14 protein-coding genes are annotated in these 12799 nt (G+C 32.1%); 6 read left to right on the top strand and 8 right to left on the bottom strand.

What is annotated here, in order from left to right; all coding sequences use genetic code 11:
* Positions 1–83: 83 nt before the first annotated feature.
* Both ACXAG4_RS14265 and ACXAG4_RS14260 read right to left on the bottom strand, forming a co-directional pair.
* A complete protein-coding gene (locus tag ACXAG4_RS14265) occupies positions 84–1532 on the bottom strand; it encodes a glyceraldehyde-3-phosphate dehydrogenase (RefSeq protein WP_475296757.1) in 1449 nt (482 codons plus the stop codon).
* Between the two features lie 137 nt (positions 1533–1669).
* A complete protein-coding gene (locus ACXAG4_RS14260; RefSeq protein WP_475296756.1) occupies positions 1670–3073 on the bottom strand; it encodes a trypsin-like peptidase domain-containing protein in 1404 nt (467 codons plus the stop codon).
* Between the two features lie 218 nt (positions 3074–3291).
* Between ACXAG4_RS14260 and dapF the strand changes: the two genes are divergently transcribed.
* From dapF to ACXAG4_RS14235, 5 genes are all read left to right on the top strand, one after another.
* A complete protein-coding gene (dapF, locus tag ACXAG4_RS14255) occupies positions 3292–4065 on the top strand; it encodes a diaminopimelate epimerase (RefSeq protein WP_475296755.1) in 774 nt (257 codons plus the stop codon).
* A complete protein-coding gene (locus ACXAG4_RS14250) occupies positions 4062–4586 on the top strand; it encodes a GNAT family N-acetyltransferase (RefSeq protein WP_475296754.1) in 525 nt (174 codons plus the stop codon). The genes dapF and ACXAG4_RS14250 overlap by 4 nt, the downstream gene beginning before the upstream one ends.
* A 1-nt stretch (position 4587) precedes the next feature.
* Complete coding sequence (gene mltG, locus ACXAG4_RS14245) at positions 4588–5631, top strand: endolytic transglycosylase MltG (RefSeq protein ID WP_475296753.1); 1044 nt, start codon at positions 4588–4590, stop codon at positions 5629–5631.
* Positions 5631–6542, top strand: a complete 912-nt coding sequence (locus tag ACXAG4_RS14240; protein ID WP_475296752.1) for a DUF2279 domain-containing protein — start codon at positions 5631–5633, stop codon at positions 6540–6542. The genes mltG and ACXAG4_RS14240 overlap by 1 nt, the downstream gene beginning before the upstream one ends.
* Before the next feature lie 111 nt (positions 6543–6653).
* Entirely contained in the window at positions 6654–7304 is a 651-nt protein-coding gene (locus ACXAG4_RS14235; RefSeq protein ID WP_475296751.1) for a peptidoglycan-binding protein LysM, read from the top strand.
* Between the two features lie 33 nt (positions 7305–7337).
* On the opposite strand, the gene ACXAG4_RS14230 is transcribed toward ACXAG4_RS14235, so the two are convergent.
* Genes ACXAG4_RS14230 through dnaA form a run of 3 tightly spaced genes read right to left on the bottom strand, consistent with a single transcriptional unit; the run spans position 7338 to position 9948 of the window.
* Positions 7338–8051 carry an SAM-dependent methyltransferase gene (locus ACXAG4_RS14230; RefSeq protein ID WP_475296750.1) on the bottom strand — a complete coding sequence of 238 codons (714 nt, stop codon included), beginning with the start codon at positions 8049–8051 and terminating at the stop codon, positions 7338–7340.
* A gap of 4 nt (positions 8052–8055) precedes the next feature.
* A complete protein-coding gene (locus ACXAG4_RS14225) occupies positions 8056–8508 on the bottom strand; it encodes a low molecular weight protein-tyrosine-phosphatase (protein WP_475296749.1) in 453 nt (150 codons plus the stop codon).
* Positions 8509–8520: 12 nt separating this feature from the next.
* Positions 8521–9948: a chromosomal replication initiator protein DnaA gene (dnaA, locus tag ACXAG4_RS14220; RefSeq protein WP_475296748.1), complete on the bottom strand. Its 1428-nt coding sequence runs from the start codon at positions 9946–9948 to the stop codon at positions 8521–8523.
* 186 nt (positions 9949–10134) lie between these two features.
* Here dnaA and ACXAG4_RS14215 point away from each other — a divergent pair, with 186 nt between their 5' ends.
* The gene (locus ACXAG4_RS14215; protein ID WP_475296747.1) at positions 10135–10533 is read left to right on the top strand and encodes an acyl-CoA thioesterase; all 399 of its coding nucleotides are present in this window, start codon (positions 10135–10137) and stop codon (positions 10531–10533) included.
* Here ACXAG4_RS14215 and ACXAG4_RS14210 read toward each other — a convergent pair.
* Genes ACXAG4_RS14210 through ribD form a run of 3 tightly spaced genes read right to left on the bottom strand, consistent with a single transcriptional unit; the run spans position 10530 to position 12799 of the window.
* Complete coding sequence (locus ACXAG4_RS14210; protein ID WP_475296746.1) at positions 10530–11186, bottom strand: IMPACT family protein; 657 nt, start codon at positions 11184–11186, stop codon at positions 10530–10532. The two genes, ACXAG4_RS14215 and ACXAG4_RS14210, sit on opposite strands and share 4 nt — an antisense overlap.
* Positions 11146–11754: an HAD family hydrolase gene (locus tag ACXAG4_RS14205; protein ID WP_475296745.1), complete on the bottom strand. Its 609-nt coding sequence runs from the start codon at positions 11752–11754 to the stop codon at positions 11146–11148. Before ACXAG4_RS14205 ends, ACXAG4_RS14210 begins: the two co-directional genes overlap by 41 nt.
* Positions 11747–12799 carry a bifunctional diaminohydroxyphosphoribosylaminopyrimidine deaminase/5-amino-6-(5-phosphoribosylamino)uracil reductase RibD gene (ribD, locus tag ACXAG4_RS14200; protein WP_475296744.1) on the bottom strand — a complete coding sequence of 351 codons (1053 nt, stop codon included), beginning with the start codon at positions 12797–12799 and terminating at the stop codon, positions 11747–11749. Before ribD ends, ACXAG4_RS14205 begins: the two co-directional genes overlap by 8 nt.

Below are 12799 nucleotides of genomic sequence, written 5' to 3'. Positions count from 1 at the left end.
AACAAATGCATTTTTAATAAAAAGCCTCTTTAATAAAGAGGCTTTTGTATATACGCATAAAATTAAAAAAGAGATGTTATTAATTAATAATAAGTAAAACGTCTTACTTTGGCAATATATTTTGCAAGCCTTACTACTTGGTGGCTATAGCCATATTCGTTATCATACCAAACATATAGCACTATGTTTTTTCCATCTTTTCTAACAATAGTGGCTTTACTATCGTAAATTGAAGGAGCAGAACAGCCTACAATATCGCTTGATACTAATTCGTCACTTAATTCGTATTTTATTTGTTCAACTAAATCGCCTTCTAAAGCATATTTTTTTAAAATGGTATTAACACTATTTAGTGATGTTTTTTTATCTAATTCTAAATTTAAAATAGCTAAAGAACCATTAGGAACAGGTACGCGTATGGCGTTTGATGTTAATTTACCTTCTAAACTAGGTAGCGCTTTGGCAACAGCACTACCAGCGCCTGTTTCAGTAATAACCATATTTAATGCAGCAGCTCTACCACGGCGGTATTTGTTGTGCATGTTATCTACTAAGTTTTGGTCGTTAGTGTAAGCGTGAATGGTTTCTAAATGGCCGCTTTTTATTCCAAAAGAATCTTCAATTACTTTTAAAATTGGGGTAATGGCATTGGTTGTGCATGATGCTGCCGAAAAAATATCAACATTATCAGGGTTGTGTTCTAAATGGTTTACCCCATAAACAATGTTAGGTATTTCTTTTCCGGGTGCTGTTAATAATACCTTTTCAACCCCTTTAGCTTTTAGGTGTTTGCTTAAAGCTTTTTTATCTCTAAAAACGCCTGTGTTATCTATAACTAGTGCGTTTTTAATATTGTAATTGGTATAATTAATTTCTTCGGGAGCGTTGGCAGAAATAATATTTACCGTAGTACCGTTTATTATTAAGGCATTTTTTTCAGTATCAACAGCAACAGTACCGGGGAAATCACCATGAACAGAATCATTACGTAAAAGCGATGCTCTTTTTTCTAAAACCTGCGCATTGGTTTCGCCTCTGGTAACTATGGCTCTTAAACGTAATTGACTACCTTTACCGGTTCTAACCATTAGTTCTCTGGCTACTAAACGGCCAATTCTTCCAAAGCCATAAAGCACAACATCTTTTGGCGTAATGTTTTTACTGTTATCGGCGTTTTTAAGTTTATTAGCTACAAATGAGGTGGCGTTTTCGTGTTTATTATCGTCTAAATGAAACTCATAGGTAAGTTTGCCAATATCTAATTTTGCGGGCGGCACGTTTAATGTTTTTATTGCACGAGCAATTTCAACAGAATCAAAAATAGAAATGTGTTTTTGCACAAATTTACCGGCATAGTCATGTAAATTTAGTATTTGACTTACGTTGCGGTCTATTAATTGATTTCTAAAAAGCACTAGTTCAATAGATTTGTCATACCACAAATCGCTTACAACTTTAATGAATTCTACGGTAGCTCTTCTGCGGTCTGCTTGAAAGGCTAATTCTTTTTCGTAAGTTTTGTTTGTACTCATACAAAAAATGTTTAGTTGGGTTTAATTTTTTGCAAAAGTATCATATTTCAAACGTTTTCGTAGCGCTTTTTGTAAAAAAAATAGCTCCCTTGATTTTACACGAGGAAGCTATACTTTTAATCGAATATTTAGCGAAATTATCTAAAGTTAAAACGGTCTTTTTCGCCTTTAGTATTGATAAGTTCAATTTTTAAAGATTCAAATTCTGTAGCATTTTTTAATGCTTTTTGCACATCATCAATAGAGTTCACTTCAACATCATTTACCATAGTAATTATACTACCGGCTTCAACACCATTACGCGTCCAGTAATCTCTATACTTTTCATTTAGTTTAATAATTTTTACACCATTTGAAGCCTTTAGCTTTTTTAAATCGGTTGGTTTAACGTTTTTCACTTCACCAACTAAAGGTATTGTATAGGTTTGATTTTTTAATAAAGTAACATTAACGGTTTTAATTTTTCCGTCTCTGGTATAAGTTACTTCAACTACATCATTTGGTCTTTTAGAGCCTATTTGACCTGTTAAGTCTGAGAATTTTGAAATTTTAATGTTATTAATTTTCTTAATGATGTCGCCTTCTTTTAAACCAGCTCTATCTGCTCCAGAGTCTTCAACAACTTCAGCAATATAAACACCTTCGGTATCATTAATGCCTAGTTCATCAGAATATCTGCTATTTAAAGCGCCGCCTCTAATACCTAAAATACCATTTTGTACATTACCGTATTCCATAATATCTTCAACAACTTTTCTAGCAATATTACTTGGTACTGCAAAAGAGTAGCCTACGTATGAACCTGTTTGCGATGTAATGGCTGTGTTAATACCTATTAATTCGCCATTAGTATTAACTAAAGCGCCGCCAGAATTACCTGGGTTTACAGCAGCATCGGTTTGAATGAACGATTGAATACTTTTACCCGATAAATCTCTGGCTTTTGCACTAATAATACCTGCTGTAACAGTAGATGTTAGGTTAAAAGGATTACCAACAGCTAATACCCACTCGCCAATTTTAGCGTTGTCTGAATCTCCAAAAGTAACAAATGGTAAAGCTTCATCAGGTTCAATTTTTAAAAGTGCAATATCTGTTTTTTCATCGGCTCCAATTAATTCAGCTTCATAAGTTTTGTTATTGTTTAAGGTGACTGAAAGCTCTTGTGAATTTTTAATAACGTGGTTATTGGTAATTATATAGCCATCGGCATTTATTATAACACCAGAACCTGTACCCAACTGTGGGCGTTGTGAATTACGACCCCAAAATAAATCTTCAAAGGTCATTTGTCCAGAGCCCATTGATACGTTTTTTACGTGTACAACAGCATGTACAGTGTTTTCTGCAGCACTTACAAAATCTGGTGCCTCAGTAGTATTATACAAGGTGTTTATATTACTAGTAGGGAAAAAATTAGGTGTTGTTTGTGTAGTATCAACAACAACGGTTTTATCTTTTTCTAAAAATAATTTGTAACCACCTAGCGTTAAAACACCACCTAAGGCCGAAATAAGGACTAATGATACAATCTTCTTCATAATTTTTCAGAATTAAGTTTATTTTAAATTATTTCTATGTTGAACTTGTTTTATTTGAGTTCTTCTTAAAACGTTACATAATTAAGTAAACGTATTTCAAAATTAAAATTAATTATTTATTGAATTTACAACTTGCTCTTTAACGGTTTTTAACTTCAACTTTAACTAGTTTTAACAAACAAAAAAATGGTTTTATATTCCTATATTTGTGCATTATTATGCAACAAGAATTTTATAAATATCAAGGAACAGGTAACGATTTTGTAATGATTGATAATCGTTTACAAACGTTTGACAAAAATAATACCAAACACATTGCTTTTTTATGTGACCGACGTTTTGGCATAGGTGCTGATGGATTAATTCTATTAGAAAACCATGAAAAACATGATTTTAAAATGGTTTACTATAATTCTGATGGAAATGAAAGTACCATGTGTGGTAATGGCGGCCGTTGTTTAGTAGCTTTTGCCAGAGATTTGGGTATTATTACAAAAAATACTGTTTTTGAAGCTATTGATGGTTTGCATCATGCATCAATTACAAATGATATTGTAAAACTTCAAATGTTAGATGTTGATGCTATTGAAAAACATGAAAACCACGTGTTTTTAAATACAGGTTCGCCTCATCATGTTCAATTTAAAAATAATATTGAAGATTTTGATATTAAAACCGAAGGTGCAAAAATACGTTACGGCGCACTTTACAATGAAGCTGGTAGTAATGTTAATTTTGTAAAAAAAATAACAAATGACACATTTACAGTTAGAACGTATGAACGCGGTGTTGAAGATGAAACCCTTTCATGTGGTACCGGTGTTACTGCTGTAGCCATTGCTATGCATGCAACAAACCAAACAACTAGCAATAACGTTAATTTGAATGTGCAAGGTGGTAAATTAAATGTATCATTTACTGAAGATAACGGAGCCTACAAAAACGTATGGCTTGTAGGGCCAGCAAAATTTGTATTTAAAGGCACAGTATGATTACATTAAAAGGCGAAGATATTTATTTGCGCGCTTTAGAGCCTGAAGACTTAACTTTTGTTCATCAAGTAGAAAATAACGAGGCCATTTGGCAAATAAGTAACACACAAACACCTTTTTCAAAATACATAATTAAGCAGTATTTAGAAAATGCTCATAAAGATGTTTATGAAGTTAAGCAGCTACGTTTGGTAATTTCAAATTACAATAATGAAGCTTTGGGAATGATTGATATTTTTGATTTTGATGTTAAAAATAGTAGAGCAGGCATAGGCATTTTAATTAATGACGAAAAAAGTAGAGGCAAGGGTTATGGTGCTCAGGCTTTAAGCTTGTTGGTTAATTACTGTTTTACACATTTAAGGTTGCACCAATTGTATTGCAATATTTCTGAAGATAACCTAGCTAGCATAAAACTTTTTGAAAAACAGGGTTTTAAACAAGTGGGTTTAAAAAAAGATTGGAATTTTATTAACAATTCTTATAAAAACGAATATTTATTTCAGCTAATAAATAATTAACATGTACATAAAAAAAATTCTTTGGGCCATAGCATTAATAGGCTTGGTAATAGCAGGTTATTTTGCATATTTTATTTACAGTGCTATGATGGTGCCAAATACTGCTTTTAATAACGAAGAAGCTTACATTTATATCAAATCTACTGATAATTATGCTCAAGTTAGAGAACAACTAGAGCCATTGTTAAAAAATATAACAAAATTTGATGCACTAGCAAAACAAAAAAAGTACACTAATAACGTAAAACCCGGTAAGTATGCCATAAAAAAAGGCATGAGTAACAACGAAATTATTAATGCCATACGTAGTAAAAATATACCCGTTAAAGTGTCTTTTAACAACCAAAGTTCTCTAGAAAAATTAGCCGGTAGAATTGCGTTACAAATTGAAGCCGATAGTGTTTCATTAATTAAAGCTTTTACAGATAAAACATTTTATACAGAAAATAGTTTTACAAAAAAAACAGCTTTAGGTATGTATTTACCAAACAGTTATGAGTTTTTTTGGAATACTAATGCTGAAGATTTTAGAGCAAGAATGCTTAAAGAATACAAGGCTTTTTGGAATAAAAACCGTTTAAATAAAGCCAAAACATTAGGGTTATCACAAGATGAAGTGATGACATTGGCTTCTATTGTTTACGAAGAATCTAAACAAGCACAAGAGCAACCCAGAATTGCAGGTGTTTACATAAACCGCCTTAAAATTGGTATGCCTCTACAAGCAGACCCAACACTTAAATTTGCAGCTTATCAGCTACCAAAATATAAAAACACGGTTATAAAGCGTGTATTAAATGTTCATAAAGATATTAATTCACCTTACAATACTTATAAAAACACAGGCTTACCGCCTGGGCTTATAGCAATGCCAGATTTATCGGCAATTAATGCGGTTTTAAATTATGAAAAGCATAAATACTTATATTTTGCTGCCGATGCTAAGCGTTTAGGCTACCATAAATTTGCAAAAACACTCTCACAACACAATCAAAATGCCAGAGCTTACCAAAGGTATTTGTCTTCACAAGGTATAAATAGATAGTGAAGCGCCGTAAACACAAATATGTTTTACCCTTTATTCTATTTGTAAATATTGCATTTGGGCAAGTTGAAAAATCTCATTTTTTTAAACCCAGTGATACTTTAAACAAACCAAGGCGCAATTTGGTTATTATTTCTGAAGCATCACTAGCAACCGCTTCGCTTTTAGGATTAAATGCGTTGTGGTATGCAGATTATGAAAGATCTAAATTTCACACCGTAAATGATAATAATGAGTGGCTACAAATGGATAAAGCGGGCCATATGTTTACAGCCTACCAAATGGGAAAAGTGGGAGCCAATTTATTAAATTGGAGTGGTGTAAATAAAAAGCAGCAATTAATTTATGGTGCAACTTTAGGCTTTTCTTTTTTAACGGCTGTTGAAGTTTTAGATGGTTTTTCAAAAGAATGGGGCTTTTCATGGGGCGATGTTTTTGCCAATGCTGCCGGTACAGGATTGTATGTTAGTCAAGAATTATTATGGAAAGAACAACGCATTAATTTAAAATATTCTTTTCATCAAACAGCATACGCACAACAAAACCCGGATACACTTGGTGCTAATTTTTTAGAAGAAATTTTAAAAGATTACAATGGTCAAACCTATTGGTTAAGCTTCAATTTACATGCTTTTTTTAAACATAGCCATTTACCAAAATGGTTAAATATTGCCGTTGGTTATGGCGCACATGGTATGCTTGGTAATTCAAAAGATATTGACAATCAGTTGTTAACAAATAAAAAACCTATGCGTCAATTCTATTTAAGTTTTGATGTAAATTTGAAAAACATAAAAACTAAGTCTCCAGTTTTAAGTTCTATTTTTAGCGTTTTGAATGTGATAAAAATACCTTTTCCTGCCTTAGAATTTAATAAAAAAGGCACTGTATTTCATCCATTCTACTATTAAATTACGTATTTAATCGAGTAGGTTTGCGCGTATTAATATTTTGCGTATATTTGCACGCTCAAATTTCAAGGCATGTTTTTTGTATAAAATATGCTGAAAAAATTTAGAACTATGGTAAAGAATATAGCAGGTTATATTACCCTCAGTCTTACTATATGTGTCATAGCATATATTTCTTATACAGAAAACGAGACTATAGACTTGAGTAAGTATTCTACAAAAGGACTAGGCTTAAATTACACAGTAGGCCTAAATGATGTTAAAGACCAGGATCTTATAGCATCTAAAGAAGTTTTTACGCCTTATCTAGGTAAATCCTTTATTGGTTTTAAAGAAGCGGTGGCTTTTAAAGAATCTAGAGGAGATTATGCGTGTATTAACACGTTTGGTTATTTAGGTAAGTATCAATTTGGCGAAGAAACTTTAAAACTCATTGGTATCTATAATGCCAAGGCGTTTTTAAATGACCCTAAACTTCAGGAAAAAGCATTTATTGCTAATGCATCAAGAAACAAATGGATTCTTAGAAGAGACATCAGAAATTTTGTTGGTAAACGCATAAATGGCGTTTTGGTAACAGAATCTGGTATTTTGGCAGCTGCGCATTTAGCAGGACCTGGAAGTGTGAAAAAGTATTTAAGAAGTTACGGATTAGACAATTTTGCTGATGGTTTTGGTACAACAGTGTACACTTACATGAAGCGTTTTTCTGGCTATGATACTTCTTTTATAAAACCTAATAAGAAAGCAAAAGCTATGTAAGTTGTTGTGCTTTGCAACAAAAAATAATCATTATTAGCTTTTATGAATAATAAATATGGTGGGTCTTTTATGAAGATTTACCATATTTTTTTTCCAGTTACCCGCGGGTAAAGTTTTTATAAATTCAGAAGGTAAAGTAATGTCGCACGCTACGCAAACACTTGTGTTTTCAGATAAAACAGTTGAAATATCTTCTAGCATTTTGTTATTACGGTAAGGTGTTTCAATAAAAATTTGTGATTGATTTTGATCAAATGATAAGCGCTCTAAACGTTTTAATTCTTGTTTACGCTCACTTTTATCAATAGGAAGGTAACCGTTAAAAGCAAAGCTTTGGCCATTCATACCAGAACTCATTAAAGCTAGTAATATTGATGAAGGACCAACTAGCGGAATTACTTTAATATTTTTTTGATGTGCTATTTTAACAATTTCTGCACCAGGATCTGCAACACCTGGGCAGCCAGCTTCAGATAGTAATCCAACATTCTTGCCATTTAAGCATGGTGTTAAAAATTCGGGTAATTCTGAAATTTCGGTATGCTTGTTTAAAACAAAAAGGTGTAAAGATGGTTGGGGCTTATTAGGGGCTATTCTTTTTATAAATCGTCTAGCTGTTTTTTCGTTTTCAACAATAAAAATATCAATTTGCTCAATGGTGTTTTTTACTGTAATAGGTAAAACATCTAGCGGCTCATTATCACCTAAAGTTGTTGGTATTAAATATAGGTTTGCTTTGCTTTGCATGATTTTATTGTAGTTTTTTGGCTATTAAATTACAAGCTTCATCAAGCATTTGGTATACGTTTTCAAATCCTTGATCTCCACCATAGTAAGGATCTGGCACTTCAAAATCTTTATTAGGATAAACTACATTCAGTATCATTTCAACTTTACTTTTATCTGCTTGGTTCCTGGCAAGGTTTACAACGTTTTGGTAATTTGTTTGATCCATTACGTAAATAAAATCAAACGCATCAAAATCGTTTACTATAAATTGTCTTGCTTTTTGGTTTGAAATATTTAAACCATGTGTTTTTGCTACGGCAATTGAGCGGCTATCTGGTTGTTTGTTAGTATGATAGTTTGCGGTTCCTGCAGAATCAACTAAAAATTTTTCTTTGGGTAATTTAGATTTTAAGATACCTTCTGCTAATGGAGATCGGCAAATATTACCTAAGCACACCATTAGTATTTTTGTCATTGTAAAAAAATATTAAACTGAAAGCTTTTTGGTAATATCGTCAACGTATTTTCTAAATTGTTTATCTGTTGAAGTAAGGTTGTCTACGGTTTTGCAAGCATGTAAAACGGTAGCGTGGTCACGCTTTCCAATTTGTGAACCAATACTAGCTAATGATGCTTTTGTGAATTTTTTTGCAAAAAACATAGCTAATTGACGGGCCTGAACAATATGACGTTTTCTAGTTTTAGATTGCAAGGTGTCAATATCCATTTGGAAATAATCAGAGACTACCTTTTGTATGTAGTCTATTGATACTTCTCGTTTGGTATTTTTAACAAATTTCTCAACAATAACTCTAGCTAAATCTATAGTTATTTCTTTTTTATTGAAAGAAGATTGTGCAATAAGCGAAATAATAGCGCCTTCAAGTTCTCTAACATTCGATTTTATGTTTTTAGCAACATAATCAATAATATCTTCGGGCATTTCAACACCATCACGATACAATTTATTCTTTAAAATTGATACGCGCGTTTCAAAATCTGGTGTTTGCAATTCAGCCGAAAGCCCCCATTTAAAACGAGATAATAAGCGTTGTTCAATATCTTGCATATCAACCGGTGCTTTATCACTGGTTAAAACAACTTGTTTGCCGTTTTGGTGCAGGTGGTTGAATATGTGGAAGAAAACATCTTGCGTTCCTGTTTTTCCTGATAAAAATTGTACATCGTCAATAATAAGAACATCAATTATTTGATAAAAATGAATAAAATCATTTCTATTATTTTTCTTTATGGCGTCTATATATTGTTGTGTAAACTTTTCGGCAGAAATATATAAAACTGTTTTTTCTGGGTATTTGTCTTTAATATCAACACCGATAGCATGAGCTAAATGTGTTTTACCTAAACCAACACCACCAAAAATTAATAACGGATTAAAAGATGTGCCTCCTGGTTTGTTTGCTACAGCTAAACCTGCACTACGTGCCAAACGGTTAGAGTCTCCTTCTAAAAAGTTATCAAAACTATAATTTGGGTTTAGTTGAGATTCTACTTTAACGTTTCTAATACCAGGTATAACAAAAGGGTTTCGTAATTCTGGACTTTTATTGTTTAAAGGAATATCAACATCTTGTGATTTTACTGCAGACCTATTTGAGCTAGGTATTTTTTCTGTAAAGGGTTGCTTGTTGCCGTAAGTGTTTTCCATTTTAATAATGTAAACTAATTTGGCATTTTTACCCAACTCTTTTGTTAATGCAACTTTAAGAATTTTTACGTAGTGTTCTTCTAGCCACTCATAAAAAAATTTACTAGGTACCTGAATGCTTAACGCATTGTCAGTGAGTTTCACTGCAACAATGGGCTCAAACCATGTTTTATATGCTTGCGGTTGGATGTTATCTTTTATGAAGTTAAGACAATTATTCCATACCGATTTCGCAGTGTTACTCATTGTTAAATTTTAAGGTTTGTTAATTAGCAAATTAGAAAAGAGGTGTACAATCCCGCTCCCTCTTACAGTGGGGCAAATATGTGAACAAAATTCTTAAAAAAAAAATGAAATATTATTGAATTTTTAGAAATTTTTCCTCATGTTTAATCCGATTCCGAAACTACAAAAAAATATTTAAAAAAAGCTATGAAAATCGACGAAATACAAATTAGAGTGAGGTATGGTGAAACAGATCAAATGGGGGTAGTGTATCATGGTAACTATGCACTGTATCTAGAAATGGCAAGGGTTGAATGGTTGCGTAAGCTTGGTGTTTCATATAAAACAATGGAAGAAAATGGTATTATGCTTCCTGTAGTTTCATTAAACATAAATTATAAAAAACCAGCAGGTTATGATGAGTTAATTACAGTAAAAACTCAACTAAAAAACAAGCCAACTGCTAAGATTGAGTTTGATTATGAAATAACCAATGAAAAAGGCGAAATTTTAACAACAGCAAGCACTGTTTTAGTGTTTGTTGATATGAAAACTAAACGGCCAACACAAGCGCCAGATTATATTTTAAACTTACTAGAAGACTAGTTTACTGGTTTTATGGTTATTTGATGTAATGTATTGAAGCTGTTAAAAGCAGCTTCAGCATCTTTTTTTCTAACAGAAATAGTTATTTCACAATCTATTTCTAATTTTTGGTTTATAATGTTTAAGTTTTTCTCTTTAATTATGCGCATTACGGTATTCATATTTGGGTAATCAAAATGTATTGCATAATCTATATTAATGGTTTTTTTTATAATTTTTGAAGCCTCTAAAGTAAGTTGAGCAGTGGTTTTATAGGCGTTTATTAAGCCGCTAACACCCAGTTTTACGCCGCCAAAGTACCGAACAACCACAATTAAAATATTGTTTACATTAAATGCTAATATTTGATTGTAAATGGGCATGCCTGCAGAGTTATTAGGCTCGCCATCATCATTAGCTCTAAAGCGTATAGTTTCTGTGCCAATTTTGTAGGCATAACACCAATGTCTGGCACTATGGTGTTCTTTTTTTAGAGTTTCAATGTGTGTTTTTACCTCGTCTTCTGTTAAAACAGGAAATGCGTAACCAAAAAACTTACTGTTTTTGTCTTTAAATAAAACGTTGTTGGTTTTGTGGGTAATAGTTTTGTATGTATCAGTTTCTTCCAAAAAATTAAAATAGAGCGCTTTTGGTTTTAAATAAATTGGTGACATCTTCTTTTTCAGGGTTAAGATGCCATGTGTGTATGTTCATGTTTTTAGCAGCAGTAATATTATCTTTCACGTCATCAATAAATAAACAGGTATCAGCTTCAATATTATTGTCATTTAAAACAAATTTATAAATATATGAATCGGGTTTTCTTAGGTTTATTTCGTGAGAAAGGTAAAATTTATCAAAGCAGTTTTTAAAACTGTTATAAAAGGGAATGTTTTCTTCAATCAATTTAATATGTAATGCATTTGTATTGCTTAATAATATGAGTTTGTATGAGGCGTTGTCTTTTAAATCTTTAATAAAATCAAAGCGATGTTTTGGGAAATCGGCTAAAATTGAATTCCATTTTTCAATAATTTCATTTTCTGATAATTCTGGAAAATAATTATTGTAATTTTTTAAAAACTCTTGGGTTGAAATTTCGCCTTTTTCAAACTTTAAATTGGTTTTTAAAATGGCATCAAAATGTTTTGAAGATTCAAAATGCTTTATGTATTTAGCGGTATACGCCTTGTTTAAATTTATAAACACGTTGCCAAAGTCAAAAATTAAGGTGTTAATCATTGGTGTAGATTTTTAGAATATCTGACTGAATGTTGGTTTTAGCAATTACATTACCCGAAAATTTAGGAGCTCTTGTACCTTTTTTAAAATTTAAATGTCCTGTAAAAATACGCGCTTCATCCCAAAGGTTTTCGTTTATAAAGGTTTGCAATGTTTGGCTACCACCTTCAATAATAACAGAGTTTATGTTGTGTTTAAAAAGTACAGTGCATATTTGCTTAGCTATGTTGTTTTTTGCACTAAAATCTATAAATTCAAAATGCAGGTTAGGTGCTTTGCTGGTGATGTTGTTGTGCTTTTCACAAATTATAATGGTTTCAGCTTCATTATTAAAAATATTTAAGCTTTTATTAAGTTTTAAATCTTTATCAATTACAATTCTTGTGGGGTTTTGCCCTTTGTAAGTACGTGTTGTTAGCGTTGGGTTATCTTGCAAAACGGTATTGGTGCCAACTAAAATAGCCTGTTCTTGCATACGCCATTTGTGTACTAACTGTTTTGAGTATGTGTTTGTTATCCAAACAGGTTTTTGTTCGGTTTTTGTTTCAGGAGCTATAAAACCATCGGTGGTTTGTGCCCATTTTAAAATTATGTAGGGCCTTTTTTTGTTATGAAACGTAAAAAAACGTTTTAAATGCTGTTTACATTCATTTTCTAAAACACCTACGGTAACATTTATACCTGCATTTTGTAGTTTTTTTACGCCTTTTCCGGCAACTTGCTCATTATCATCAATACAACCAATTACCACATTGGGTATGTTGTGTTTTATTATTAAATCACTACATGGTGGTGTTTTACCATAGTGTGAGCATGGTTCTAAAGTTACATAAATAGTGGCGTGTTTAAGCAAGCTTTTGTTTTTAACCGCATTTATGGCGTTTACTTCAGCATGACTTCCGCCATAGGCGCTTGTAAAACCCTCGCCAATAATTGTGTTATTGTAAACTATAACAGCGCCAACCATGGGGTTTGGTCTTGTGGTGCCTAAACCGTTTTTGGCTATTTGTATGGTACGTTTTATGTAAAATTCGTTAACTGTCAC

This window comes from Seonamhaeicola sp. ABD4_175 (assembly GCF_056160885.1).
The sequence above is the reverse complement of the archived record's forward strand: the minus strand, read 5'-3'. Positions and strand labels throughout refer to the sequence as shown.